25 protein-coding genes are annotated in these 26,554 nt (G+C 65.5%); 11 read left to right on the top strand and 14 right to left on the bottom strand.

Translation table 11 applies throughout. The features are described 5' to 3' along the window. Positions 1–21 precede the first annotated feature (21 nt). The 3 genes from Q4610_RS17000 to Q4610_RS16990 all read right to left on the bottom strand — a co-directional run bounded on the left by Q4610_RS17000 (position 22) and on the right by Q4610_RS16990 (position 3,201). On the bottom strand, positions 22–378 hold the full coding sequence (locus Q4610_RS17000; protein ID WP_304537167.1) for a hypothetical protein: 357 nt from the start codon (positions 376–378) through the stop codon (positions 22–24). Between the two features lie 219 nt (positions 379–597). After that, positions 598–1,539 carry a hypothetical protein gene (locus Q4610_RS16995; RefSeq protein ID WP_304537166.1) on the bottom strand — a complete coding sequence of 314 codons (942 nt, stop codon included), beginning with the start codon at positions 1,537–1,539 and terminating at the stop codon, positions 598–600. Between the two features lie 162 nt (positions 1,540–1,701). Then, complete coding sequence (locus Q4610_RS16990) at positions 1,702–3,201, bottom strand: CoA-acylating methylmalonate-semialdehyde dehydrogenase (RefSeq protein ID WP_304537165.1); 1,500 nt, start codon at positions 3,199–3,201, stop codon at positions 1,702–1,704. A 102-nt stretch (positions 3,202–3,303) separates the two neighbouring features. Between Q4610_RS16990 and Q4610_RS16985 the strand changes: the two genes are divergently transcribed. Continuing rightward, complete coding sequence (locus tag Q4610_RS16985) at positions 3,304–4,188, top strand: LysR family transcriptional regulator (protein WP_304537164.1); 885 nt, start codon at positions 3,304–3,306, stop codon at positions 4,186–4,188. A gap of 71 nt (positions 4,189–4,259) precedes the next feature. On the opposite strand, the gene Q4610_RS16980 is transcribed toward Q4610_RS16985, so the two are convergent. From Q4610_RS16980 to ligK, 3 genes are all read right to left on the bottom strand, one after another. Further along, positions 4,260–5,153, bottom strand: coding sequence for an amidohydrolase family protein (locus Q4610_RS16980; RefSeq protein ID WP_304537163.1), 894 nt, complete (start codon positions 5,151–5,153; stop codon positions 4,260–4,262). Continuing rightward, the gene (locus Q4610_RS16975) at positions 5,150–6,211 is read right to left on the bottom strand and encodes a 4-oxalomesaconate tautomerase (RefSeq protein ID WP_304537162.1); all 1,062 of its coding nucleotides are present in this window, start codon (positions 6,209–6,211) and stop codon (positions 5,150–5,152) included. The genes Q4610_RS16980 and Q4610_RS16975 overlap by 4 nt, the downstream gene beginning before the upstream one ends. An 87-nt stretch (positions 6,212–6,298) precedes the next feature. Continuing rightward, on the bottom strand, positions 6,299–6,973 hold the full coding sequence (gene ligK / locus Q4610_RS16970) for a 4-carboxy-4-hydroxy-2-oxoadipate aldolase/oxaloacetate decarboxylase (protein WP_304537161.1): 675 nt from the start codon (positions 6,971–6,973) through the stop codon (positions 6,299–6,301). A gap of 103 nt (positions 6,974–7,076) precedes the next feature. Between ligK and Q4610_RS16965 the strand changes: the two genes are divergently transcribed. From Q4610_RS16965 to Q4610_RS16940, 6 genes are all read left to right on the top strand, one after another. Then, positions 7,077–8,228, top strand: a complete 1,152-nt coding sequence (locus tag Q4610_RS16965; protein WP_304537160.1) for a LysR substrate-binding domain-containing protein — start codon at positions 7,077–7,079, stop codon at positions 8,226–8,228. A gap of 65 nt (positions 8,229–8,293) precedes the next feature. Beyond that, positions 8,294–9,202 carry an NAD(P)-dependent oxidoreductase gene (locus Q4610_RS16960; RefSeq protein ID WP_304537227.1) on the top strand — a complete coding sequence of 303 codons (909 nt, stop codon included), beginning with the start codon at positions 8,294–8,296 and terminating at the stop codon, positions 9,200–9,202. Positions 9,203–9,266: 64 nt separating this feature from the next. Then, positions 9,267–10,292: an amidohydrolase family protein gene (locus Q4610_RS16955; RefSeq protein WP_304537159.1), complete on the top strand. Its 1,026-nt coding sequence runs from the start codon at positions 9,267–9,269 to the stop codon at positions 10,290–10,292. After that, the gene (gene ligA, locus Q4610_RS16950) at positions 10,289–10,744 is read left to right on the top strand and encodes a protocatechuate 4,5-dioxygenase subunit alpha (protein WP_304537158.1); all 456 of its coding nucleotides are present in this window, start codon (positions 10,289–10,291) and stop codon (positions 10,742–10,744) included. Before Q4610_RS16955 ends, ligA begins: the two co-directional genes overlap by 4 nt. Next, complete coding sequence (locus Q4610_RS16945; protein WP_304537226.1) at positions 10,744–11,640, top strand: class III extradiol dioxygenase subunit beta; 897 nt, start codon at positions 10,744–10,746, stop codon at positions 11,638–11,640. The genes ligA and Q4610_RS16945 overlap by 1 nt, the downstream gene beginning before the upstream one ends. Before the next feature lie 81 nt (positions 11,641–11,721). Beyond that, a complete protein-coding gene (locus Q4610_RS16940) occupies positions 11,722–12,663 on the top strand; it encodes a Gfo/Idh/MocA family oxidoreductase (protein WP_304537157.1) in 942 nt (313 codons plus the stop codon). A gap of 61 nt (positions 12,664–12,724) precedes the next feature. Here Q4610_RS16940 and Q4610_RS16935 read toward each other — a convergent pair whose 3' ends face one another. The 8 genes from Q4610_RS16935 to Q4610_RS16900 all read right to left on the bottom strand — a co-directional run bounded on the left by Q4610_RS16935 (position 12,725) and on the right by Q4610_RS16900 (position 20,559). Beyond that, entirely contained in the window at positions 12,725–12,952 is a 228-nt protein-coding gene (locus Q4610_RS16935) for a hypothetical protein (protein WP_304537156.1), read from the bottom strand. Then, a complete protein-coding gene (locus tag Q4610_RS16930) occupies positions 12,942–13,139 on the bottom strand; it encodes a hypothetical protein (RefSeq protein ID WP_304537155.1) in 198 nt (65 codons plus the stop codon). Before Q4610_RS16930 ends, Q4610_RS16935 begins: the two co-directional genes overlap by 11 nt. Next, complete coding sequence (locus Q4610_RS16925) at positions 13,136–14,017, bottom strand: helix-turn-helix domain-containing protein (RefSeq protein WP_304537154.1); 882 nt, start codon at positions 14,015–14,017, stop codon at positions 13,136–13,138. The genes Q4610_RS16930 and Q4610_RS16925 overlap by 4 nt, the downstream gene beginning before the upstream one ends. Positions 14,018–14,063: 46 nt before the next feature. Continuing rightward, positions 14,064–15,359, bottom strand: coding sequence for an MFS transporter (locus Q4610_RS16920; protein WP_304537153.1), 1,296 nt, complete (start codon positions 15,357–15,359; stop codon positions 14,064–14,066). Between the two features lie 38 nt (positions 15,360–15,397). Beyond that, positions 15,398–15,973 carry a DUF3237 domain-containing protein gene (locus tag Q4610_RS16915; protein ID WP_304537152.1) on the bottom strand — a complete coding sequence of 192 codons (576 nt, stop codon included), beginning with the start codon at positions 15,971–15,973 and terminating at the stop codon, positions 15,398–15,400. 22 nt (positions 15,974–15,995) lie between these two features. After that, on the bottom strand, positions 15,996–18,137 hold the full coding sequence (locus Q4610_RS16910; protein ID WP_304537151.1) for an acetate--CoA ligase family protein: 2,142 nt from the start codon (positions 18,135–18,137) through the stop codon (positions 15,996–15,998). A 77-nt stretch (positions 18,138–18,214) separates the two neighbouring features. Then, positions 18,215–19,075, bottom strand: a complete 861-nt coding sequence (locus Q4610_RS16905) for a p-hydroxycinnamoyl CoA hydratase/lyase (RefSeq protein ID WP_304537150.1) — start codon at positions 19,073–19,075, stop codon at positions 18,215–18,217. 32 nt (positions 19,076–19,107) lie between these two features. After that, the gene (locus Q4610_RS16900; protein ID WP_304537149.1) at positions 19,108–20,559 is read right to left on the bottom strand and encodes an aldehyde dehydrogenase; all 1,452 of its coding nucleotides are present in this window, start codon (positions 20,557–20,559) and stop codon (positions 19,108–19,110) included. A gap of 73 nt (positions 20,560–20,632) precedes the next feature. Between Q4610_RS16900 and Q4610_RS16895 the strand changes: the two genes are divergently transcribed. The 4 genes from Q4610_RS16895 to Q4610_RS16880 all read left to right on the top strand — a co-directional run bounded on the left by Q4610_RS16895 (position 20,633) and on the right by Q4610_RS16880 (position 26,006). Further along, a complete protein-coding gene (locus Q4610_RS16895) occupies positions 20,633–21,106 on the top strand; it encodes a MarR family winged helix-turn-helix transcriptional regulator (protein ID WP_304537148.1) in 474 nt (157 codons plus the stop codon). Between the two features lie 141 nt (positions 21,107–21,247). After that, entirely contained in the window at positions 21,248–23,629 is a 2,382-nt protein-coding gene (locus Q4610_RS16890) for a hypothetical protein (protein ID WP_304537147.1), read from the top strand. A gap of 195 nt (positions 23,630–23,824) precedes the next feature. Continuing rightward, positions 23,825–24,994, top strand: a complete 1,170-nt coding sequence (gene pobA, locus Q4610_RS16885; protein WP_304537146.1) for a 4-hydroxybenzoate 3-monooxygenase — start codon at positions 23,825–23,827, stop codon at positions 24,992–24,994. A gap of 1 nt (position 24,995) precedes the next feature. Next, positions 24,996–26,006, top strand: a complete 1,011-nt coding sequence (locus Q4610_RS16880) for an aldo/keto reductase (protein WP_304537145.1) — start codon at positions 24,996–24,998, stop codon at positions 26,004–26,006. The last annotated feature ends 548 nt before the right edge of the window (positions 26,007–26,554 follow it).

The raw sequence follows: 26,554 nt of genomic DNA, 5'->3' as shown, positions 1-26,554 counted from the left end.
CGAGGACGAAGCAAAGCTATGTCATCGGACTGAAATGCCGCCTGTTTCCATCAGAATAGGACAAGCCGGTCGCGCAATGGCCCTTTCCCGCGCTTTGATGCCATCTTGCCCCGCGATGACGGGCCGGATCGCCATCAGGGCATGCCGCTTCCATCCTGTGCGAAGGCCAGACCATGCCGCGATCTTTCGTTTCACCATCGCTTCGTTCCCGAAGTGTCGGGTGCGGCAGGGAATGTGCGACGATTGGATGACAGGCTTCAACCGGGGACCGCGCCATCGCGTGAATTTGAACAACCTCTTCGCCAATGCAGCCTGAACTGATTCAATCCGCAGGGAAGGCAGCGGCCATGGTCCGGCCTTTCGATCCATCGGGAACATGGTTCGATCCTTCGGGAACGGATTGCCGATCCTTCGGGAACGCCTTGTTCGACATACCAGGAACGATAGCTCGACATTCCGGGAACGCGATGGTTGCCCGACTCGCGCTGGACACGCGAGTCACGGTGGAGTGAGGTGCCGTTAACTCTCTAACCTCAGTATAAACTTTCTAACGACAGGAGATATTTGGGGGAGAATGGACTGGAGGAGGGAGCGCCGTCACCCATGACCTTGCATGCCCATGAGGGCTTTGAATTGCGCGACAAGCTTGGTTGCGCCCTGATGGGAAATGCCAAGCAGACGCGCGATGGCAACCTTGCTTAATCCCGGATAGGCCAGTTCGAGCCGGGTCAGCAACGGCACCCGGCTCCGTTTCGTAAGGCCCGACATGGCGGGCAGGCGGCGCATCCGGGTCTCCAGCCGATCAAGGTCCGCCAGCCCTTCCTGCGATCGCGCGATCAGGCCCCGTTCAAGCGCCGCGACGAGGTCATCGGGGGCATCGGGCAGGAAGCGCGGCAGATCCGTCAGCAAGGGCAGCAGGCGCAGCGTCAATCCCGCGCGTTGCAATGCCAGGGGCAGGTGGCAGGCGATGATCCAGCCCTTGTCCTGTCGCACGCCGGTCAACCGCAACTGGCGGCCGTCCGCAGTGGTCAGCAACGGTGCTTCCGCTTGTGGGGTATCAAGCATGTAGCGGGCCTCCAGCAGGCGCTGGGCGACCGCTGGAAGCGACGGGAGGGGGTAGGGGGCGTCCAGCAGGGCGCGGACCTGACGCCAGAGCGGGCCGAAGCGCACCAGATCCTCCTGACCCCATAAAGCCGCTTCGGCCCGATCATCGAGCAACTGGCGCGCAATGTTGAGCGTCGCGCGCGCAACCGGATCGGCGCCATCCTCGCCCGCCGACAGGGCGAAGTGGAAAAGGGCGGCGACCGAAAGAGGATCGTTCAGCCCCTCACTGTGCCGGGGGGGCAGGCTGCGGCCGCTGATCCAGTCCTGGAGATCGCGCGTCTCGACCGGGACGCCGGCCATGGTCGCCAGCCGCGCGGCGCCGCGTAGCCGGGCACGGGCGAGCCAGATATCGGCGACCGGACTGGACACAAGCCGTCCATCGAGCCTGCCAAGCAGCAGGAGGGCGTGATCGGCGGTGTAGGAAAAAGCGGCCATGACTGCGGCTTAGCGCAAGATGCGATGTAACCAAACCGCTATGTTGGTTACATCGTCCAACAGGCTGTCGCTCAGGAAAATCCGGCGGCGGATGCACCCTGGATCAGGCCTGGCACAATAGCAGGAAAGGGCAGGGGCAACCACCCCTTCCTGCCGGGATCATCACTTCATCGTGGGAATGACAAAGCTCTGGTCGATGACTGCGCCGCCGGTCGGCCAGCGCTGGGTGATCTTCTTGGTCCGGGTGTAGAAGCGCACGCCATCCTCGCCATATTGGTCGAGATCGCCGAAGCCTGACCGCTTCCATCCCCCAAAGCTGTGATAGGCGACCGGCACCGGGATCGGCACATTGATGCCAACCATGCCGACTTCGACATCCGCGGCGAAACGACGGGCATAGTCGCCATTGCGGGTGAAGATGGCGACGCCGTTGCCATATTGGTGCTGCGAGGGATAGCCGAGCGCCTCCTCGAACGTCTGCGCGCGCAGGATTTGCAGCACCGGACCGAAAATTTCGTCCTGATAGCTTTTCATCCGCGGGGTCACATGATCGATCAACGTGGGGGCGAGGTAGAAGCCGTCTTCATATCCCTGGAGCGAAAAACCGCGCCCGTCGACGACGATCTCCGCGCCTTCGTCGGCCGCCATCTGGATATAGGATTCCACGCGGGCCTTGTGCTGGCCGGTGACGAGCGGGCCATATTGCGCGTCGGGATCGGTTGGAATGCCGGGGCGCAGCGTCGCAATCGCAGCCATCAGCTTTTCGCGGAAGATGTCCGCCGTTTCCTGACCAACGGGCGTCACCACCGGCAACGCCATGCACCGTTCACCCGCCGACCCGTAGGCCGCGCCCACTATGTCCGCGACCGCCTGGTCCATGTCCGCGTCGGGCAGGATGATGCCGTGATTCTTCGCGCCGCCCATGCATTGCGCGCGCTTGCCGTTCTGCGCCGCGCGGGCATAGACATAGTTGGCGATATCGGAGGACCCCACGAAGCTGACCGCCTTGATATCGCGATGGTCCAGGATCGCGTCGACCATTTCCTTGTCACCATGAACGACGTTGAGAATGCCGGCCGGCAGGCCCGCTTCCAGCGCGAGTTCGGCCAGACGCACCGGCACCGATGGGTCGCGTTCGGAGGGTTTGAGGATGAAGGCGTTGCCGCAGGCGATCGCCATCGAGGCCATCCAGAGCGGGATCATGGCCGGGAAGTTGAACGGGGTGATCCCTGCGGCGATGCCGAGTGGCTGGCGGACGGAATAGACATCGATGCCGGGACCGGCACCTTGCGTATAGTCGCCCTTGAGCAGATGCGGGATGCCGCAGGCGAATTCGACAACCTCAAGCCCGCGCTGAATGTCGCCCTTCGCGTCGGCGATCACTTTGCCATGTTCGGACGAGAGCATATGGGCAAGATCATCCATATGCGCCTCGATCAGTTCCTTGAAGCGGAACAGGATGCGGGCGCGGCGCTGCGGGTTGGTGGCGGCCCAGGCAGGCTGCGCCGCCAGCGCGGAATCGATCGCGCGCTGGAGCAGGGCAGGGGTGCCGAGTTCGACCTGCGCCTGCACGGCGCCGGTCGCCGGATCGAATATGTCGGACAGGCGTGCGCCGGCCAGCGGCGCCATAGTGCCATGGATGAAATGGGTGACGGTCCGCATGATGATCAAGGCTCCTGTCCGATATTTCCAGCCTTGCCCTATAGACCTTCGAGCTTGGCGACGATACGGGTAGGATGACACATTGGTTGTGCAGTTTTGCCCATGCTGAATTCCGACGATCTGCGCCTGTTCCTGGCCGTCATGCGCGAAGGCAATATGCTGGCGGCGGCCCGGCGCGTGGGTGTTGACCATAGTACGGTCGCGCGGCGGATCACGGCGCTGGAAGCCGTGCTGGACGCACGGCTGTTCGACCGATCCCCGCGCGGCGTGACGCCGACCCACGCGGCCTTTGCCCTGATGCCCCATGCCGAGAGGGTCGAGAGCGAGCTGGTCGCGGCCGCCGCAAGCGTTGCGGGGCGCGACCGGGAAGTGGAGGGAACGGTACGGCTGGCAACGCCGGAAGCCTTCGCCGCCCATCTGGTCGCGCCGCGTGTCGCGCGGTTGCGGACGCGACATCCCCGGCTGATGCTGGAACTGGCTTCGGAAAGCCGGGCCGCCAGCCTGTCGAAGCGGGAGGCGGACATTGCCGTCATGCTGAAGCCGCCGCCCAGGGGACGGCTGGTGGCGCGCAAGCTGGTGGACTACCGGCTTGGCCTATATGCGTCGAAAGAATATGTCGCGCGCCATGGCGCGCCGGCAGGTCGGTCCGAGCTGAGCCGTCACAATTTCGTTTCCTATATCGAGGAACTGGCCGGTTTCCCTGAAATGATCGCGCTGGACCAGATCGTGGCGGGCGCGACGATCGGCTTTCGCGCCAGTTCCAGCGCGGCGCAGCATGAAGCGGTCGCAGCGGGCATCGGGCTGGGGGTGCTGCATGTCTTTGCGGCCGAGGCCGACAGGCGGCTGGTGCGATTGCTGCCGGGGCAGGCAGAGGTGTGGCGCAGCTACTGGCTGGTCATGCACGCCGATTTGCAGCGATTGCCGCGCGTGCGGGCCATCGTCGATTTTCTGGATGAGGGCGTGCAGGACATGCGGGAGCGATTATAGGGGCCGGGCAAAAGCGCCGCCTTGTCATGGGCCGGGGCGGCGGCGCTTTTGCCGGCATGGCAACCGGGCGATCAGACCCGTTCTTCTGGCCAGTACAGACGCATCGGATTGTCGATCAGCAGCTTGCGCTGGAGTGCGACGGTGGGTGCTATGCGGGGGATCATGTCGACCAGATGGCCGTCATCGGGAATATCGTCCTGCATGTTCGGATGGGGCCAGTCGGTGCCCCACAGGACGCGATCCTGATAATCGGCGACCAGCGGCGCGACCGCGTCGGCGAAGGCGTTCCAGGGATCGCCTCCCATGCCGTTCCTGGCTTGATCAAGGCGGTCGGGACAGGTGGCCTTGAACCAGATATCGTCCCGGCTGTCGAGGAAGGCACGGAAGGCCTTCATGTCAGCGCCGTCGGGGCCTTGGGTCACGTCCGGGCGACCCATATGGTCGATCACCAGCGGGACGGGGATCGCATCCATGAAAGGGCGGAGTTCTTCGAGAATGTCGGCTTCGAAGTAAATGACGACATGCCAGCCGGCGGGCAGGCGTTGCGCCACGTCGAGAAACTTGTCCTTGGGCGCATCGTCAACCAGGCGCTTGAGGAAATTAAAGCGGATGCCGCGGATGCCGCCGTCATGCAGGGCGGCAAGGTCGGCATCCGCAATTGCGGGATCGACCACGGCGACGCCGCGCGCTTTCCCGCCGGATTTGGCGATCGCGTCCAGTGTGGCGGCATTGTCGGTGCCGTGGCAGCTTGCCTGGACGATGACGTTGCGGGCGAAGCCCAGATGATCGCGCAACGCAAAGAGCATGTCGGGGCCAGCGTCTGCGGGCAGATATTTCGCCTTCGCGCTGAACGGGAAGTGCGCCATCGGGCCGAACACATGACAATGGGCATCGATCGCCCCGGCGGGGGGCGTGTAGAGCGGCCGGGACGGGTTGCCGTGCCATGAGGTGATGCGATCTGTCATGCGAAAACCTTTCCATCCATCAATTTGCGCGCGGTGCGCAGCATCGCGGCGCTGGTCACGTTGCCGCTATCGTCCAGGTCCATGACACAGGTGGTTTCGCCGGTCGGATGTTCGACCGAAAGCGTCTTGCGATGGCCGTCCGGGATCGATGCCACCTCGAACGCGGGCGAGCCTTCGATCAGGCAGGCGGTGGCCACGCTGACCGCGCCGAGCACGCCGATGGAGGCATGGGCGCGATGGGGAATGAAGCTGCGCACCGTGACCGCGCCGCCATGGCGGGGCGGGGCGACCAGCATCATCTTGGGCACCGATTTGTCCTTGACCTCGCCAAGGTTCATGGCCTGTCCGACGGCGAGGCGGATCTTTTCGATACGCGCCTTGAGGTCGCTATCCTTGTCGAGCGTGTCGCGATCCTCATAGCCGGTGACGCCGACATCCTGCGCCTTCATGACGACGCAGGGCATCCCGTTGTCGATCAGGGTGACGCGCACGCCTTCGACGATATCGCAGGCATTGCCGGTGGGCAGTAGCGCGCCGCAGGACGAGCCGGCAGTGTCGCGAAACTCCAGCGGGATGGGCGCCGCACTGCCTGGCACGCCATCGATTGTCGCGTCGCCGTGGTAACAGACCTGGCCATCGGGGGTCTGTACCGTGGCGATGGCGATTTGCCCGGTATTTTCCATGAAGATGGCGACGCGGGTTTCGCCCGCCTGTGCGGTGACGAGGCCGCGCTCGATCGCGAAGGGGCCGATGCCGGCGAGGATATTGCCGCAATTCTGGGCGTCACTGACGATCGCCTGATCGACAAAGACCTGCAGGAACAGATAATCAACATCGACGCCGGGCCGATCGGATTTCCTGACGACCGCAACCTTGCTGGTGAGCGGATCGGCGCCACCCATGCCGTCGATCTGGCGCGGGTCGGGCGACCCCATGACGCGCAGGAGGAAGGCGTCGCGGGCGGCAGTGTCGGCGGGCAGATCATCGGCGAGGAAATAGCCGCCCTTCGACGTGCCGCCGCGCATCCACAGGACGGGGGCGGAGGAGAGGGCGCTCATTTCCCACCTCCGTTGGGTTCGCGCTTGTCGAGAATGGCGTGCTGGGTTCCCGACAAGCGCGAACCCAACCGGAGAGGGAGACGTGATTCACACATATTTCAGGCCCATTTCTGCGAGGCGCGGGCGCATGTTGTAGATGTCGAGGCCGAGTTCGCCCGCGGCCAGGCGGACGCGCTTGGCTTCTTCGGCGGCTTCGCGGGCCTGCGCCTTTTCCAGCACGGCGGCAGCATCAGCGCGGGGGACGACGCACACGCCGTCATCGTCCGCGATGATCACGTCGCCCGGATTGACCAGCGCATGGGCGCAGATGACGGGCACGTTGACCGATCCGATCGTGTTCTTGACCGTGCCCTGGGCATGGACCGCCTTCGACCAGACCGGGAAGTGCATTTGCGTCAGGTCGCGCACGTCGCGCACGCCCGCGTCGATGATGAGGCCGCGACAGCCGCGCGCCTGGGCCGAGGTGGCGAGAAGGTCGCCGAAATAGCCGTCGGTACAGGGGCTGGTGGGGGCGAGGACCAGGATGTCGCCTTCCTTGAGTTGTTCGATCGCGACATGGACCATCCAGTTGTCGCCGGGCGCGGCGGAGATGGTGACGGCATTGCCGGCGATGCGGGCGCCGTTGTAGATCGGCCGCATATAGGCGGCGAGCAGGCCGGTGCGGCCCTGCGCTTCATGGACGGTGGCGACGCCGCAGCGGGCAAGGCCGTCGACGACGGCGAGGTCCGCCCGTTCGATATTCTGGACGACGATGCCGGACATGAAACTGCTCCTTCTCCCAAGATGGACAACGACATGAACAGCTATGACATCATGCTCAAATGCGAACTGGCGCAGAGGCATTAAATTTTGATAATCATCAATCATGCAGCCTGACCAGTTCAATATCCGTCATCTGGCCGCCATGGCCGCCATCGTCGACCAGGGGAGCGTCAGCCTGGCGGCACGCACGGTCAACCTGACCCAGCCGGCGGTGACACAGGGCATCGCCAAGCTGGAGGCCCAACTGGGCGTGCGCCTGTTCGAGCGGCAACCAGGCGGGATGGCGGCGCTGGAGGCGGCGATGCGGTTGAAGCCCCGGATCGATGTCGCCCTGCGCCTGATCGGCAGCAACCGGGTGACGGCGGCGCAGATGCGCGCTTTCGTGGCGCTGGCGCGGGCAGGCAGCTATGCGGCGGCGGCGGCCGCGACCGGGGTGGCCGAACCGTCGCTGCACCGGGCCGTGGGCGACCTGGGGCTGGCGGTGGGCAGCCGGCTGGTCGACCGGCGGGGCAGGGGGGTGGCGCTGACCAGGGCCGGCATCGCGCTGGCGCAGCGGTTGCGGCTGGCGCTGGCGGAGTTGCGGCAGGGGCTGGCGGATCTGGCCGACCTGAAGGGGGAAGAGGGCGGGCGCATCATGGTGGGCGCGATGCCGCTGTCGCGCGCGCGGCTGCTGCCCGAAGCGATTGCCCGGTTCCGGTCGGATTTCCCGCATGTCGACATATCGGTGCATGAAGGGGCCCATGCAGAACTGGCAGGGCCGTTGCGCGATGGCGAAATCGACCTGATGATCGGGGCCCTGCGCGATCCGGCAATGGTGCTGGACCTGCGCCAGATGCCGTTGTTCGAGGACCGGCCGACCATATTGGCGCGGCGTGGCCATCCGCTGGAAAAGGGCTGGGATGCCGACGCGCTGCGCCGCTTTCCCTGGATATTGCCGCCGGAGGGCACGCCGTTGCGGCAATTGTGGCGGACGATGTTCGCCGAACTGGGCGGCGACCTGCCCGTCGTCCCGATCGAGTGCGGATCGGTGATGACGATCCGGCAATTGCTGGTCGGTGGGGATTATCTGACATTATTGTCGCACGACCAGTTGGCATTGGAGCTGGAGGCGGGGTTGCTGGCCGATATCGGACCGGCACCGGGGGCGATCAGCCGCACGATCGGGCTGACGACCCGCGCGGACTGGCGTCCGACCCGATTGCAGCAGCAGTTCATGGCCGCCGTGGAAGTCGCCGCCGGCAAGATGACTTCGTAAATTCTTATGATGGCGTGGCGGATTCGATTGGCCGTTCGCGACCCCATGGGCCATCGCTGATCGTCATGGAGCAGGAAGTTGGTCTGATCGGGTTCGGCGAAGCAGGATCCACCTTTGCCCTGGCGGGGGACTGGGCGGCGGCGGCCCATGTCTATGATGCCAAGACGGACGGCGCGACGACGCGTGACGCCATGCTGGCAGCCTATGCGCAGGCGGGCGTGCTGCCGGCGCGATTCATGGAAGATGCGCTGGACGGTGTGGACCTGGTCCTGTCGCTGGTGACGGCCGATCAGGCGCTGGCCGTGGCGGAAGCGGCGGCGGCGCTGATGACGCCGGGCGCGCTCTTTTGCGACATGAACAGCGTCGCGCCGCAGACCAAGCAGGCGGCGGCGCGGGCGATCGAGGCGGCGGGCGGCCATTATGTGGATGGCGCGGTGATGGCGCCGGTCGATCCCGCGCGGCTGAACGTGCCGTTGCTGCTGAGCGGCGAAAAGGCGCAGTTGGCAGAGGCGCGGTTGCGGGCGCTGGGCTTTGCCAGGATGCGCGTTGTCGGTGCGGACGTGGGGCGGGCATCGTCGATCAAGATGATCCGGTCGGTCATGGTCAAGGGGATCGAGGCGCTGACCGCCGAATGCGTGCTGGCGGCGGCGCAGGCGGACGTGCTGGACGAAGTGCTGGCCTCGCTCGACGCGAGCGAGAAGGCGCAGCCCTGGGATGCGCGGGCGGACTATAATCTGGACCGGATGCTGGTGCATGGCACGCGCCGCGCGGCCGAGATGGAGGAAGTGGTCAGGACGCTGGAAGGGCTGGGCACGGGCGCTGCGATGACGCGCGGCACGGTCGCGCGGCAGCGGGCGATCGGCGCGCTGGGGGTGAAGGCGGTGCCGGAGGGGCTGGGGGCGAAGATCGGGGTGATTGCTTCCGACGACGCTTCCGCGAAGGCGGGAGTGATGGGGTTTTTGGGGCGGGCGTAGTGCGCCTTCGCCTGAGACCCCAGCCTGCGCTGGGGTGACGATAAATGTTTGGAGATAAGCGCGGATGAGCCTGATTATCGATTGCCATGGCCACTATACGGTGTTGCCCAGGGGGCATGACGCCTGGCGCGAGGCCCAGAAGGCGGCGTTCAAGGCCGGGACGCCGTGCCCGCCCTATCCCGATATCAGCGACGCGGACATTCGCGAGACGATCGAGGCGAACCAGTTGCGCCTGATCAAGGAGCGCGGCGCGGACCTGACGATCTTTTCGCCGCGCGCATCGGCGATGGCCCCGCATGTCGGCGACGAGGCGATGGCCAGGGAATGGGCGATCCGCTGCAACGACCTGATCGCGCGGGTCGTGGGCCTGTTTCCCGAAACCTTCGTCGGCGTGTGCATGTTGCCCCAGTCGCCCAAGGCCGACATGACGAACAGCATCGCCGAACTGGAACGCTGCGTCACCGAACTGGGCTTTATCGGCTGCAACCTCAATCCCGATCCGGGCGGCGGGCATTTCACCCATCCGCCGCTGACCGACCGCTACTGGTATCCCTTCTACGAAAAGATGGTCGAGCTGGACGTGCCGGCGATGATCCATGTGTCGGGGAGCTGCAATCCGGCGATGCACGCGACGGGGGGCTATTATATCGCGGCCGACACCATCGCCTTCATGCAGTTGCTGGAAGGCGACCTGTTCGCCGATTTCCCGACCCTCAAATTCATCATCCCGCATGGCGGCGGCGCGGTGCCCTATCATTGGGGACGCTATCGGGGCCTGGCTGACATGCTCAAGAAGCCCGACCTGTCGACGCATCTGATGAACAACATCTTCTTCGACACCTGCGTCTATCACCAGCCGGGCGTGAACCTGCTGGCCGACGTGATCGACAACAAGAATATCCTGTTCGGGTCGGAAATGGTCGGCGCGGTGCGCGGGATCGACCCGACCACGGGCCACTATTTCGACGACACCAAACGCTATGTCGATGCGCTGGACATCAGCGAGGCCGAGCGTGCCGCGATTTTCGAAGGCAATGCCCGCCGCGTCTTTCCCCGGCTCGACGCCCGATTGAAGGAGAGGGGACTATGATAACGGAAGATCCCAAACATCAGGATATTCACGAATATCTGGCCGAGATGGAGGATATTCCCGGCACCCGCGTGTTCACCGCCAAGCGGGCGCGACAGGGCTATCATATGAACCAGTTCGCGATGAGCCTGATGAAGGCGGACAATCGGGCGCGGTTCAAGGCGGACGAGCGCGCCTATATGGACGAATGGCCGTTGACGCAGGCGCAGAAGGACGCATTGCTGGCGCGCGACTATAATCGCTGCCTGGACCTGGGCGGCAATGTCTATTTCCTGTCCAAGCTGTTTTCGACCGACGGGATTCCCTTCGCCGAGGCGGTCAGCACCATGACCGGCATGAGCTTCCCCGAATATCGCGAGATGATGATGAATGGCGGCCGGTCGCCCGAAGGCGTGCGGTCGATCAGGGCCAACGCCGCGTCTGGCGGCGAAACCAACGAAGGAAGCAGATGATGGCGCGGATTACTGCTGGCGTGGCGTCGAGCCATGTGCCGCTGCTGGGCGTGGCGTCGGATTTCAACAAGGATCGCGACGAGTATTTCGGGCCGATCTTTGCCGGCTATGACTGGACGCGGGCATGGGAGCAGGCGGAAAAGCCGGACGTGATCGTGCTGGTCTATAATGACCATGCCAGCGCGTTCGACATGAAGATCATCCCGACCTTCGCGATCGGGTGCGGCGAGCGCTACAAGTCGGCCGACGAAGGCTGGGGGCCGCGCGCGGTGCCGGACGTGGAGGGGCATCCCGACCTTGCCTGGCACATGGCGCAGAGCCTGATCCTGGACGAGTTCGACATGACCATCATCAACGAGATGGATGTCGACCATGGCCTGACGGTGCCGCTGTCCATGATGTTCGGGAAGCCCGACGCCTGGCCGTGCAAGGTCGTGCCGCTGGCGGTCAATGTCGTCACCTATCCGCCGCCGTCCGGCAATCGCTGCTGGGCGCTGGGCGAGGCGATCAGGAAGGCGGTCGAGAGTTTCCCGGAAGATCTGAATGTGCAGGTGTGGGGCACCGGCGGCATGAGCCACCAGTTACAGGGGCCGCGCGCCGGCCTCATCAACCGGGAATGGGACAATATGTTCCTGGACGGGCTGATCGGTGACAGCGACCATCTGCGCCGGATACCGCATATCGAATATCTGCGCGAAACGGGCAGCGAGGGCATCGAGATGGTGATGTGGCTGATCATGCGCGGGGCGATGGGCAAGAAGACCCGCGCGCTGCACCGCCATTATCATGTGCCCTGTTCCAACACCGCGATCGGCCATCTGGTGCTGCGCCCCGACAATGGCGAGGGGCTGGACATGAGCGGGAGCGATACGGTGCGCGCAATCGCGGCGGAATAATCCATCATGGCGAGCCCTGGCTTGCCTTCCCAACCCCGACCCCTCCCCTGAAAGGGAGGCGCTTAAAGTACGGAGTTTCCCATGCGTATAGCCCTGGCCGGTGCCGGCGCCTTTGGCGAAAAGCATCTTGATGGCCTGAAGAATATCGACGGCGTGACCGTCACATCGATTATCGGCCGCGAACTGGACGCGACGAAGAAGGTCGCGGAGAAATATGGCATCGGCCATGTCACGACCGACCTGAACGAAACGCTGGCCCGCGATGATGTCGACGCGGTGATCCTGTGCACGCCGACGCAGATGCACGCGGCCCAGGCGATCGCCTGCATGGATGCGGGCAAGCATGTCGAGGTGGAAATCCCGCTGGCCGATAGCTGGGCCGATGCGCAGGCGGTGCTGGCCAAGCAGAAGGAAACGGGCCTTGTCTGCATGGTCGGCCATACCCGGCGCTTCAACCCGTCGCACCAATATGTCCATAACCGCATCAAGGCGGGGGCATTCAACATCAGCCAGATGGACGTGCAGACCTATTTCTTCCGTCGCAAGAATATCAATGCGAAGGGCGAGCCGCGGTCCTGGACCGACCATCTGTTGTGGCACCATGCCGCGCATACGGTCGACCTGTTCGCCTATCAGGCGGGCCGGATCGTGTCGGCGCACGCGATGCAGGGACCGATCCACCCGGAGCTTGGCATCGCGATGGACATGTCGATCCAGTTGAAGAGCGAGACGGGCGCGATCTGCACCCTGTCGCTGTCGTTCAACAATGACGGGCCGCTTGGCACCTTCTTCCGCTATATCGGCGACAGCGACACCTATATCGCGCGCTACGACGATCTGGTGAACGGCAGGGAGGAGCCGATCGACGTCAGCCAGGTGGCGGTGTCGATGAACGGCATCGAATTGCAGGACCGCGAATTCATCAGCGCCATTCGCGAAGGCCGCGAACCCAACAGCAGCGTCGCCAAGGTGTTCGATTGCTATCGCGTGCTGGGTGAACTGGAAACCCAACTGGCGGATTGACATCCCTTCGGGGTCGCAGGGAAGGACGTGGCCGTCAAACCGGCTGCGTCCTTCATTGCCGTCAGGCGGTCAGCAGCGGGTGGGCCATGCGCAGGTCGTCGAGCAGATTTTCGATCAGGGCCACGTCGCGCATGTCGCCCGTGGGTGTCAGCGTCCAGTTGCAATGGGGATGGGTGTCGCGGGCATAGAGGCGGATCGGGCCGATCACCTTGCGCCAGTGATGCTTGCTCCTGCCATGGTCGCGCAGCAGCCGGGCCACCATAAGGTCGTTCATCATCTCACGAGTCATCGCCGTCCTTTGCCGACCAATGGCCGGGCAGGTCAAGATAGGCTTCCAGTTCGCGCCAGTGCCGGTCCCAGCCGGGGCCGCGCCGTTCGGGCGGGACATGGCATTCCACCATGCGGCGGGCGCGGGTGACGATATTGTCGCGGGGTTCTTGCAGCCGGGCGAGAATATCGCGGATTTCATCGGTCATGGCTGGGGCCGTTCGCGGACCGCGCGATATGTCCGGGGCGGCTGGCCGACATGGCGGGTGAAGAAGCGCGAGAAATAGGCCGGGTCTTCAAAGCCGATGGCATAGGCGATCTGCGCCACCGACATTTGCGAATAGAGCAGGAGCCGGCGGGCCTCCAGCAGGCTGCGGTCGTCCAGCATCTGCGCGGGCGAACTGCCCGCGACGCGCGCGCACGCCTGGCGCAGGGCGGTCAGGCTGGTGCCGAGGGCATGGGCATGGACCGATACCGGCTCCCGCAAACGAAACCGCTGTTCGATCCGTTCGCGCAGGCGGGCGACGAGCGCGGCCTGGCGCGCGGTGCCGGGCCGGGTCGCCTGCGCCAGCGGCGCATGACGCAGGGCAAGCACCATGAGTGACAAGAGCGCGGATTCGACGGCGGCGCGCTGGCCGGGGCCGGACCAGCCCAGTTCCTGCGCCATGCGGGCGATGATGCTTTGCGCGGTAGCGCCTTCCTCACGGGGCAGGGCGACGGCATGGGGGTGGGCGAAGAGCGGGGCGAGATCGGCGTCACGGACGATCAGGTGGCGCAGATAGCTGTCCGCAATGGTGGTCACATGGCCGCTGGATTCGCTGTGCCAGGTGAAGCCGTGGACGATGCCGGCCGGGATCAGCAGCAGGCAGGGAGCGGCAAAACTGACCTGTGCCGCCTCTGCCTGCATCGCGCCACCCCCTTGCGCGATCAGGATGATATGGTTGAGATCGCGATGGACATGCGGGCGGATCGTCCATTCGCTGGGCCGGGATCGGTCGTCCAGGCTTTCGACATGAACGAACCCCTCCGCCACGCTGCGCTGTGGTTCGCCATAAAGGTAGAAGCGGGGGACGGGCGCGATCGTCATGATGGATCATCCATCTATGCGCCCGGCCGCACCCATGGGCAAGATGTCAGGCGGGGCGGGGACGCAGCATCGCCAGCAGGATCACGCCGATCAGCGAGCCAAGCGCCATGACGAGGGCCACCGCCGGAAGGCCGAAGTCGAGCGTGAACAGGAAACCGGCCAGGATCGGTCCCAGCGCCGCGCCGCCCCGGCCGATGCCGATGACGATGCCGGTGCCCCCCGCGCGCAACGCGGTGGGGAAGGATTGGGCAACCAGCGCGTAGAGGCCGACGACGGCGGCATTGGTGCAGAAGCCCACCATGGCCGCGACCAGGCTGAGGCCGGCCAGAGTCGTTTGCCCCTGGCCAAAGAGCGTCACCATGATGGTGGAAGCGACCATGGCGATCATCACCAGCCCGCGCACCGGCAGCCGCCAGCTCAATGCCCCCAGGATCAGGGAGCCGAGAAGCCCGCCGACATTGGCCCAGACCAGCACGCCGCCCGCGGCCGACGGCGCGAAGCCCATGTCCACGACGATCTTTGGCACCCATTTCAGAATGAAATAGAAGGTCATGATGTGGCAGAAATAGGCGAGCGTCAGCAGGATGGTGGTGCGCGCCAGGCCGGGTGCGAACAGGGCGGCGAACGAGGCTTTGGGCGCGGCCTCGTCCGGCGGCGGCAGGGCATGGACGGGCAGATGGCCCATGCGGCCAAGGATGCGGTTGATCCGGGTCAGCGCGTCGGCAGGGCGTTTCTGCAACAGGAAGCCGATCGATTCGGGCAGCAGCCAGAGCGCGATGGGCAGGAAGATGCCCGTGACGATGCCGCCGAAGAGGAAGATGTCGCGCCAGTCGCCGCCGACCAGCAGATGCGAAGCCACGCTGCCGCCCAGTATCGCGCCGACCGGATAGCCCGCCGCCATGATGGCAACGGCCAGGCTGCGGGACCGGGCGTTGGCCAGTTCGGCGACCATGGCGTTGGTGCAGGCCAGCATCCCGCCGATGCCCAGGCCGGTCGCGAGGCGGATGATCGAGAGGGAGACAACGCCCCACGCCTGTGTCGCCGCGCCCATGCCGACGGCCATGATGATCAGGCAGCCCAGGATCGTCGGACGGCGGCCGATGCGATCGGCAAGGTTGCCAAGCAGCACCGATCCCACCGCCATGCCGATCAGTTCCATCGACAGGACGAGGCCGAGCTGGGCACGGTCTATCCCCCATTCCGCCGCGATGCCGGGGGAGGCGAAGCTGATCGCCAGCACGTCGAACCCGTCGAGCGCGTTCAGCAGGATGCACAGGATGATCGCTGCGACCTGGAGCCGGCCCATGGGGGCTTCGTCCAGCCTTTGCCTGATGTCGGTCATCCTCGATCCTGTCCTGTCATGTCGTTTTCATATGGGGGTCAGCCTACCGCGAAAATGTCGAGCGCGACATGATCCTTGTAGCGGGCGGCGGTGCAGAGGAAGATGGTGCGGCCGAGCCAGGCGTGGGGGCTGTCGCTCGCCACCTCGAAACGCGGGGTGGTGCGGAAATAATAGAGGGCGGGGTCCACGACTTCGCCCGCCGCGATGCGGGCAAGGACAGGGGCGGGGCCGTGGCGATAACCGGGATTGACGACCGAGATGATCGTGCCGTCATCGGCCTGCAACGCATAGCGGGCGAGAATGTCGGCGGTCCCGTCCGGCCGGATCGATTGCCAGTCCGCGCCGCCGGGCAGCACCTTGCCGGTCAGGCGCGGGCCGGTGACGCTGCCGCCGGTGATGGGGATGACGCGCTTGCGCACGCCATCGACTAGGCCCAGTTCCTGCGGCGGGCCGATCCATATGCGCAGCCGCATCGCGAGCGTCAGGGGCGGGACGGCGAGGGCATCCGGTTCGGCCGCCCGGAGCGTGTCCGTGCCGCCGGCGAGCGCGAGTGCAGGCAGCATGAGGGGAGGAAAAGCCTTGAGCAGGCTGCGGCGGGGCAATGCATCGTCCATGGTCCGTCCCTCCTCCATCGCGTCACGCCTGTCGCGCTGTTGTCAGCATCAGCGCGTCGAGCGCGACCGCGCCATCGGCATAGAGGATGACGGGATTGAGGTCGATCTCTCCGATCGTCGGTTCGGCCAGCAGGATGCGGCCCAGCGTGGCGATGATGCGGGCGGCGGCCGGCACGTCGAGCGGCGGTGATCCGCGGAAACCGCGCAGCAGCGGCGCGCCCTTGAGCCTGAACAGTTCGGCGATGATCGCGTCGAGCGGAAGGTCGGGGGTGAGCAGGCGCACATCCTGGTGAATTTCGGCGGTAACGCCGCCAAAGCCAGCCAGGATGACCGGCCCCCAGTCGGGATCATTCTTTGCGCCGATGATGAGTTCGACGCCGCGTTCGCCCATCCCTTCCAGCAAGGCGCCGTCGAGGGTGATGCCGGCATCATAGGCGGCGACATTGGCATGGAGCCGGTCCCACCCGGCGCGCAGGGCGTCCGCATCGCCCAGGTTCAGGATGACGCCGCCGGCGTCGCTCTTGTGGCTGAGGCTGGCGGACTGCGCCTTGAGCGCGACGGGATAGCCAATCCTCTGGGCGGCGGTCAGCGCATCGTCGATGGTGGCGCAGAAGGCGCCTGTGGGGAAGGGGATGCCGAGCGGGGCCAGTATCTGCTTGGCGCGATATTCGGGAATGACGCCGCCGGCGGCCGGCAGGCCGGGGGCGGGGAGGGGGCTGACATCGCCTTCGGTAAAATCGCGGCGGGCATGGTCGTTGAGCCGCTTCAAGGCCCGCAGCGCGCGTTCGGTCGAGGGGAAATAGGGGATGCCATAGGCGCGAAGCTGCGCCATATAGTCGGGCGACACCGCCGCGCCTTCATCCAGGCCGGCGAAGATCACAGGCTTGGTCGGCCCAAGCGTACCGACCGCGCGCAGGATCGGTGGCAATTTGATGCCGACGGTGACGGGGTCGGTCTGGATGATGCCGGCGACCACGCTGCCAAAGCGATCGTCGCCGAACAGGGCGGCCAGCGTGCGGTAATAAAGGTCCGGTTCGACCAGCCCCTGCGCCGTGATGTCGAGCGGGTTGGAGACGCCGACGAAGTCGGGCAGGGCCGCGCGCAGGGCAGGCGCGCTGGCATCGTCCACGGGCGGCAGGTCGAGGTCGAGGCTTTCGCACAGATCAAGGGTCAGCGCCTTGAACGCGCCGGATTCCCCCAGCACCGCGACGCCGCCGGCCGGGATGGCGGGGCAGCGCAGGGCGATTTCCGTCACATCGCCCAGTTCCTCCAGCGTTTCGGCGACGATCACGCCGGCGCGTTCCACCTTGACCCGCATGAGTTGGTAGTCGCCCGCCATCGCCCCGGTATGGGTGGCGGCGGATTCGCGCGCGGCGCTGGATTTGCCGGGGTGGAGCAGAATGATGGTCTTGCCCAGCAGGCGCGCGCGGCGGGCCGCGGCGAGGAAGCGGGCAGGCTTGCGGAATTGCTCCACGATCATGGCGATCACCTGTGTGGAGCCATCCTCCAGCAGATAGTCGACATAATCCTCGACCCCGGAGGCGGCTTCGTTGCCGGTCGAGATGGAAAAGGACAGGCCCAGGTCGCGGGCGGCAAGGGTGGTGCCCAAGACGCAGGCCATCGCGCCGCTCTGCGACACGATCCCGATGCCGGCGCGGTCGCCGAGCGGCCTTGCGTCGGTTTCCACGAAGGTCAGCGGCACCCGGTCGATGAAATTCGTCATGCCAAGACAGTTGGGGCCTTCCACCACCATGCCCGATTCCGCCGCGATGCGGCCAATCTCGCGCTGTTGGGCCAGGCCTTCCTCGCCGCCTTCGGCAAAGCCGGCGGAAAAGATGATGGCGGCGCCGACCCTGCGCGCGGCCAGCGCCCTGATCGTGTCGAGCACGGCGATGCGCGGGATGGCGAGGACAGCGACATCCACGCCATCGGGCAGGGCGTCGACCGACGGCAGGCAGGGGCGTCCGCCAATCTCCGCCCGCTTGGGGTTGATGAGATGAATGTCGCCGGCAAAGCCGTTGCGGTCGAGGTTGGAGAGGACCGATGCCCCCAGCGCGCCGGGCTTGTCCGACGCGCCGACGATGACGACCGATCGCGGCCGCAGCAGCCGGTCGAGCGATGACGTGGCGGCGGCGGCGGGCGGGGTCAGCATGTCGACCGTCATGGCGTGTCTCTCCGGGAAACTGTCATATGGGAAAGGCGGGCCGCCCCCTGTGGAGCGGCCCGGCCAAAGAGAAGTTATCAGGCGGTCTGCCTGGACTTGTCATAGGCGCCAAGGCCCGGCTTGTACGTCTTGTCGTCGATGAACTGCTTGATCCCTTCCTTGCGCCCTTCATTGTCGAAGCTGTTGGCCGCCTCCTGCGCACGGATCAGATAATCCTCGGCATTGTCATAGGTCATTTCGCGGACACGGCGGATGGCGTCCTTGGTCGCTTTGAGGGCGACGGGATTCTTGGTCAGCAATATGTTCGCGACTTGCGTTACGCGGTCCTTGAGTTGGGCGAGCGGCAAGGCTTCGTTGACGAAGCCCCATTCGGCGGCCTTCCTGCCGTCCACATTCTCCCCCATCAGCGAATGATACATGGCGTTGCGGAAATTGGTGAGTTCGGTCGCGACCTTGGCCGCGCCGCCGCCAGGCAGGATGCCCCAGTTGATTTCGGACAGGCCAAACTGCGCCTCTTCCGCCGCGAAGGCGAGGTCGCAGGCGAAGAGCGGGCCGTATCCGCCGCCAAAGCACCAGCCATTGACCATGGCGATGGTCGGTTTCTGATACCAGCGCAGGCGGCGCCACCAGCCATAGCTTTCGCGCTGCGCGCCGCGCGTGCCGGCCAGGCCCTGCGCTTCGGTTTCGCGGAAATATTCTTTAAGATCCATGCCCGCCGACCAGGCCGTGCCTTCGCCGGTCAGGACGAGCACGCCGACATCGGCGCGATGTTCCAGCGCGTCGAGCACGCGCATCATCTGGCGATTGAGGCGCGGCGACATGCAGTTGCGCTTGTCCGGGCGGTTGAAGCTGACCCAGGCGATGCCGGCTTCGACGGTGTAGGCGACGGTTTCGAGTTCAGTCTGGTCGACGCCGTCGACATGCAGGATGTTGGTCATGGAAAATCTCCGGGGCGTGATGAAGGGCGGTTTCAGATGGGATAATGGCCAGGCTCGGTCTCAATCGTGATCCAGCGCAGGTCGGTGAAGCTGTCGATGCCGGCCTTGCCGCCGAACTTGCCGTAGCCCGATGCCTTGACCCCGCCGAAGGGCATCTGCGCCTCGTCATGGACGGTGGGGCCGTTGATATGGCAGATGCCGGACTGGATCTGGCGCGCGACTTTCAGCCCGCGGGCGGTGTCACGGGTGAAAACCGAGGCGGACAGGCCATATTCGGTGTCGTTGGCGAGCGCGATGGCGTGCGCTTCGTCGCGCGCGCGGATGAGGCCGACGACGGGGCCGAAACTTTCGTCGCGGAACAGCTTCATGTCCGGCGTCACCCGGTCGATGACATGGGCGGGCATCAACACGCCATCGGCTTCGCCACCGTTGAGCTGGACCGCGCCGGCCGCCAGCGCGTCATCGATCAGCGCGCGGACATGGGCGATGGTTTTCGTGTCGACCACGGCGCCAAGCGGCGTCTTGCCATCGCGCGGGTCGCCGACCGGCATGGTGGCGACCTTCGCCTGGAACTTGGCCGCAAAGGCATCGGCGATGGAATCGACCAGGATGATCCGTTCGGTCGACATGCAAATCTGGCCCTGGTTCATGAAGGCGCCGAAGGCGGCGGCCTTGACCGCTTCGTCAAGGTCGGCATCCTCCAGCACGATCAGCGGCGCCTTGCCGCCCAGTTCGAGCAGGACGGGCTTGAGGTTGGCCGCGCAGCGTTGGGCGATGATCCGGCCCACGGCGGTGGAGCCGGTGAAGTTGACGCGGCGCACGGCGCGATGATCGATCATCGCGCCGACGATATCGGCGGCATCCTGCGGTGCGTTGGTGATGAGGTTGACGATGCCGCCGCCCAGCCCCGCCTCCACGAACGCCTCCACGATCAGGCCATGGGTGCGCGGGCATTGTTCCGACGCCTTGAGCACCACCGTATTGCCGCAGGCGAGCGGCACGGCGATGGCGCGGGTGGCAAGGATGATCGGCGCGTTCCACGGCGCCATCGACAGCACGACGCCGGCGGGTTCGCGCACCGCCATGGCAATGCAGCCGGGCTTGTCGGAGGGGATGACCTCGCCACCGATCTGGGTGGTGAGGCTGGCGGCTTCACGCACCATCGCGCTGGACAGCATCAGGTTGAAGCGCGCCCAGCCTTCGGTCGCGCCGATTTCCGCCATCATCGCGTCGACGAAATCGGCGGCCCTGGCGTCCAGCGCGTCGGCGGCCTTCATAAGGGCGGCACGACGGGCATTGGGGCCGAGGGTGGACCAGGCCGGGAAAGCGGCGCTGGCGGCATCGACGGCGGCCAAAGCATCCCCGACACTGGCGGCGGCGGCGCGGGTGGCCAGCGCGCCGGTCACGGGATTGGCGCGATCGAAGGTGGCGGCCGTGGCACGGGGCGTGCCCCCGATGGACAGGAGAATTTCCGATGCAGGCATATCCGACTCCTCTTTATTGCTATGATTCATAACAACGTTGATTGCTATGATCAATAGCATTATTCGGATGGTCATGGATCAGCCCGAAACCCCTGAAGATCGCCTGCGCGACCCGGTCGCGTCCCATCTGGGCTATATGCTCCGGCGCGCATCGGCGGTGGTGATGGCCCGTCTGGGAGAGGCGCTGGCGGAAATCGGGCTGCGGCCGGTCGAAGGCACGATCCTGACCCTGGTGGGCGCCAATCCTGGCTGCATCCAGAGCGACCTGGGCCGGATGCTGGGGATCAAGCGCGCCAATATGGTGCCGTTGATAGCGGCACTGGCCAGCAAGGGGTTGCTGGAAAAATCGCCGGTGGACGGGCGTTCGCTGGCGCTGTCGTTGACGGGGGCGGGGGAAGCGGCCCGCGCACGGGTGGATGCAATCATGGCGGCCAATGAAGCGCGGTTCGAAGGGTTGCTGGCAGGGCAGGATGGGGCAGCCCTGCGCAGCGCCCTGCGCAGCGCCCTGCGCCTGATTGCCGAGGCCGGGGATGGGCGCGCGGACTGATACCGGCGGCCCGGCGGCGAACCGCCACGGTCCATCCCGTTGCATCCGTTCCGCTTGGCTTGCCGGAGGCGATGTGGGAGAGGGGGAGGCGAGGGGCACCTACTGCCGGATGACAGGATTATGCGCTTGTTGATCAACAGGATGATGGTTTTTGGTGGCTGTGTCGCCGGGTTGCTGGCCAGCGCGCCGCTGATGGCCGCGGACCCGGCGCCCTTTGAACTGGCCGGTCCATCCCTGAAGGTCCGTGTGACGCGCGGCGCGCAAAGCCTGCCGATCGCGCAGGTGCCCAGCCTGTCCGAAGGGGACAGGCTGACGGTCGAGGCCGATTTGCAGGGTGATCAGGGCGCGCATTTCATTCTGGTGTCCGCCTTTCTGCGCGGGGCGACCAATCCGCCGCCCAGGGACTGGGTCAGCTTTGCCGAAACCTGGAAGAAGAAGGGCAAGGCGCTGGACCTGACGGTGCCCAGGGGCGCGCGGCAGATGGTGCTGTTCCTTGTTCCCGATACCGGCGGCGCGGAAGGCGCGCTGTCCGGTGCGGTGCGCGGCAAGCCGGGTGAGTTCGTGCGGGCGACGCAGGATTTGAACCAGGCGTCGCTCGACCGGTCGCGGCTGGACGCCTTCATGGGCGCGATCCGCGCTCAGGAGAACAGCCACCCTGAATATCTCCGCACGCTGGCGCCGGTACTGGCGCGCAGCCTGTCGATGAAGCTGAACGAGGAATGCCTGTCCAAGGTGATCGAGATGCAGGCATCCTGCCTGCTTGAAAACCGGGATTCGTTGCTGTTGTCGGATGTGCACACCAGTTCGATGGCGGAGACGCTGACCGGCGCGCCGACCGACCTGGCGCTGCAACTGAGCGCCACGCGCGAGGCGGGCTATGGCTATTACAGCGCCTATATTGCGGTGGTGCGCGACGTGGCCAGGATTTTCGGCGCGTTCAGCAATCCTGAATTCGGCTATCTGCCGACGCTGAGCGTGCGCAAGGGCGATGGCATCGGCCTGCTGCTGAACAGCGCGCCGTCCTTTCAGAAGCCCAAATCGGTGATGGTCGTATCGATGCCCGCGATCGAGGCGGACAGTCCGCCCCGGCTGCGCAGCGGGGCGCGCGGTCCGATCTGCGTGGTGCGGCCGGGCGCGGTGCTGCCGGTCGAGGGCGCGCCGCTGATCTATTCCACCAGCTACGCCCGATCGATGACGCTGGCGGTGCAATCCGCATCGGGCGAGACGGTGGAATGGCCGGTGGAGGCCCGCGCCGACCGGGGCGGCTATGTGCTGGCGGGCGCGACGGCATGGCCGGCCGGGTTCAGGGGGACGGCGCAGGGGCATCTTTATGGCCATTGGGGTTTCGATCGGTTCGAGGGACCGGATTTCACCCTGCAATTGCCCGACGACAGAAGCTGGCAGGTCGATGGCGACGCCACGGCCCTGGTGGTCGGACGCGACAATGTCGTGCGGTTGAAGGGCGGCACGCCCGCCTGTGTCGAGCGTGTGACGGTGCGCCAGGGCGATGGCGCGCCAGCGCCGGTGCAATGGACGGTGGAGGGGCAGGACGGGCTGGCGCTGACCTTGCCGCTCGCCGATCGCAAGGCGGGGATGCTCAATATCGAGATCAGCTATCAGGGCGTGCCGCAGCCCATGACGATCCCCTTGCGCAGCTATGCGCAGGCGAGCCGGCTCGACGGATTGCAGATTCATGCCGGGGACAGGATGGCGCTGCTTTCTGGCCAGCGGCTGGACCAGGTGGAGAGCGTGGAGGTGGCCGGGCTGCTGCTGCGACCCGATGGCCTGACGCGGGAGGGCGCGGTCGACCGGCTGCGGCTGGTGGCGCAGGGCGATGGCGCCGCGATGACGCAGGGGCGCGAAGCGACCGCGCGGGTCCGGCTGCGCGACGGGCGCAAGGTTGGCCTGGACGTGACCGTGGCCCCGCCCCGGCCCCAGGTCGGATTGCTGAGCAAGGATATCAGTCCCGGTCCCTCGCCCGCCAACGGCAAGATGCTGGTGCTGAACGGGAATAATCTGCTGCCGGACAATGGCCAGATCGTCTTTTCGATCCGGGCGGGCGCGGGCACGACGCTGGAGGGGACTGATGTGATCGAGGTCGCCCCGGCCGATGATGGCGCGGCGATCCGGCTGACCGCCGCCAATGGCCTGCGGCTGGAAGGGCCGCAGGTGATGGTGGCGCGACTGGACCCAAAGGTGATGGCGCCGTCCTTGTTCGGGCCGCTGCGTTTCCGCCTGCTGCGTGTCGGCGCGGCGAGCGACTGGCAGCCGCTGGTGACGCTGGCGCGCTTGCCGCAGATCGATGCGGTCGCCTGCGAAGGCAAGGCGCAAGGGTGCATGATCAAGGGCCGCGACCTGTTCCTGATCGACGCTGTGGGAACGACGCCGACACTGGATCAGGCGGTGCAGGTGGCGCATGGCTATACCGGATCGGCCCTGACCATACCGGCGCCACGGGACGGGACGCTCTATCTGCGCCTGCGCGACGCACCGGACAGCGTGGTGACATTGCCGGCAGCCTGAAGGATCGCGCAGCGGATCGTCCATCCCGCTCAAGGCCGGATATCGGACATAACCGCCTGTTTGGTAGGTTGCTGGCGATTATATTGTGATGCATGGTGGTTCTATCGTCCAAGTCATTGGCTGATCCGGCCATGGCGATCCGCTGATGCCCGACGCATGATCCGGCCAATTGCTTGTGAATTGGAGAGGATCGTCATGAAAACCCAGGTCGCCATCGTCGGTGCCGGTCCCGCCGGGCTGTTGCTGGGCCATCTGCTGCGGGCGGAGGGCATCGATACCGTGATCGTGGAGCGGGCGTCGCCCGATTATGTGCTGGGCCGGATTCGCGCGGGGGTGCTGGAACGCACCACCACCGACCTGATGGACCGGCTGGGCCTGGGCGCGCGGATGCACGCCGAAGGGTTGCCGCATGACGGCTTTTTCCTGGCCGATGGCGAGCGGCTGATCCGCATCGACATTGCCGCGCTGACCGGCAAGCAGGTGATGGTCTATGGCCAGACCGAAGTGACCCGCGACCTGATGGCGGCCGCGCCGGAACGCGGGCTGGAGATTATTTATGACGCGGGCGATGTCGCCCTGCACGATATCGCCAGCGATGCGCCTTACCTGACCTATGGCAAGGATGGCGTGACCCACCGGATCGACGCCGATTTCCTGTGCGGCTGCGACGGTTTCCATGGTCCGTCGCGCAAGGCGGTGCCCGCGTCCGTCGCGGCGGCTTATGAAAAGGTCTATCCGTTCGGCTGGCTCGGCATCCTGGCCGATGTCGCGCCGTGCAACCATGAACTGATCTACGCCAATCATGCACGCGGCTTCGCCCTCGCCTCGATGCGCTCGGCGACCCGCAGCCGCTATTATATCCAGGTGCCGCTGGACGAGAAGCTGGAAGAATGGCCCGACGACCGGCTGTGGGACGAACTGGCCGTCCGCCTGGGGCCGGAAGCGGCAGCGCACATCACCCGCGGCCCGGCGCTGGAAAAGTCGATCGCGCCGCTGCGCTCCTTCGTGTTCGAACCGATGCGGCATGGCCGGCTGATGCTGGCGGGTGACAGCGCGCATATCGTGCCGCCGACCGGCGCCAAGGGGCTGAACCTGGCCGCATCGGACGTGCATTATCTGTCGGAAGCGCTGATCGGCTATTATAAGCGTCATGACAGCGACGCGATCGCCGGCTATTCGGACAAGGCGCTGGCCCGCGTCTGGAAATCCGAACGCTTTTCATGGCAATTGACGAAGCTGATGCACCGCTTTCCCGATGGCGATGCGTTCGATCGCCGGATGCAGGTCGCCGACCTCGACTATATCGCTTCCTCGGTCGCGGCGCAGACGACGATCGCGGAAAATTACGTAGGATTGCCTCTATAACATGACCAGCCTTCCCACCCGCAAGATCGGCCCCTTTACCGTTTCGGCCATCGGCCTTGGCTGCATGAACCTGTCCCACGCCTATCTGCCCAAACCCGATTTGGGGGTGGCGGAAAGGCTGTTGTGCCATGCGCTCGATATGGGTGTGACCTTCTTCGACACCGCGGCCCTTTATGGCTTCGGCGCGAATGAGGAACTGCTGGGCCGGACGCTGATGCACCGGCGGGGGGAATTTACCCTGGCGAGCAAATGCGTGCTGGCGGAAATTGACGGCAAGCGCGGGCTGGACGGCTCGCCCGCTGCGATCACGCGGGTGCTGGAGGATTCGCTGCGTCGACTGAAGGTTGATCATATCGATCTTTATTATCTCCATCGGCTCGATGCCAGGGTGCCGATCGAGGAGTCGGTCGGGGCTCTGGCGCGGGCGGTGGAGGCTGGCAAGATCGGCGCGATCGGGCTGTCGGAAATGTCGGCAACGACGTTGCGCCGCGCTTATGCGGTGCATCCGATCGCGGCGATGCAGACCGAATATGCGCCCTGGGTGCGTAATCCCGAAATCGCGGTGCTGGATGCCTGCGCGCAGTTGGGGGTGGGTTTCGTCGCCTTCTCGCCAGTCGGGCGCGGGCTGCTGGCGGGCAGTCCGCATGCCGCCACCGTGGCGCAGGGCGATGTTCGCCATGCGATGCCGCGTTTCCAGCCGCCGCATCTGGCGGCCAATCTGGCCCTGGCCGGACGGCTTGCGGCGCTGGCGAAGGAAGCGGGCGGCACGGCGGCCCAGCTTTGCCTCGCCTGGCTGCTGGCGAAGGGCGATCATGTCGTGCCGATACCGGGGACGACCAGCGCCGCGCATCTGGAAGAAAATCTGGCGACCCTGTCGCGTGCCTGGCCAGCGGCGCTGATCGCGGCGGTTGATGCGCTTTTCCCGTTCGATGCGGCGTCGGGTCCGCGCTACCCCAGGGAAGCCCAGGCGCAGGTCGATACCGAAACCTGGGCAGGCGAGCCGCTGGCCTGAGTGTGGCAGGACGATTTCCCCTATCCTTTCAGTAGTTTGATTCGGCGAGAGGAAAGGATGAAGCGGCAAGGGATGGGTGCACGGGGATAATCGCCGTTTGCGCCCATTCCGGTTGGAATCAACATAAGCAGCAGAAATAACTGGCTTTTCTATGCCATTCCCGCGCCATCGCCGATCGGTGCAACAGAAAGTTCAAAAAAGGGTTTGACCGAATCAAAGGGCTTACCTAGAGGGCTGTTCACCGGACGGGGCGCTGCCAGCAGGGAGCGCCTGGAACGGTCGCCAACATAGACGGGACACACTCCCCTGGAAGCAGTTTCAGGGAAGGCTGGTTGTCCCTCTAAAGTTGTCGGTTCTTTGACATTGTTGATTGATGAAGGGACATGTGGGCGGCGGCTCTGGTCTGTGGCGGCTTTCAGGCGTCATGTGATCGGTTAAATTCAGGCCGTTCCTTATTGGAGCCTTTCGAGCTTGCTCGGAGGGTTGTCTATATGTCTCAATATATTCCACAAGACTATATTGTGCAGGAATGGCTCCTGGAAATGAGC

It is taken from the genome of Sphingobium cyanobacteriorum, assembly GCF_030580935.1.
Lineage (GTDB): Bacteria > Pseudomonadota > Alphaproteobacteria > Sphingomonadales > Sphingomonadaceae > Sphingobium > Sphingobium cyanobacteriorum.
Note: the sequence above shows the minus strand (reverse complement) of the source record. Positions and strands in the feature narration are given on the sequence as shown.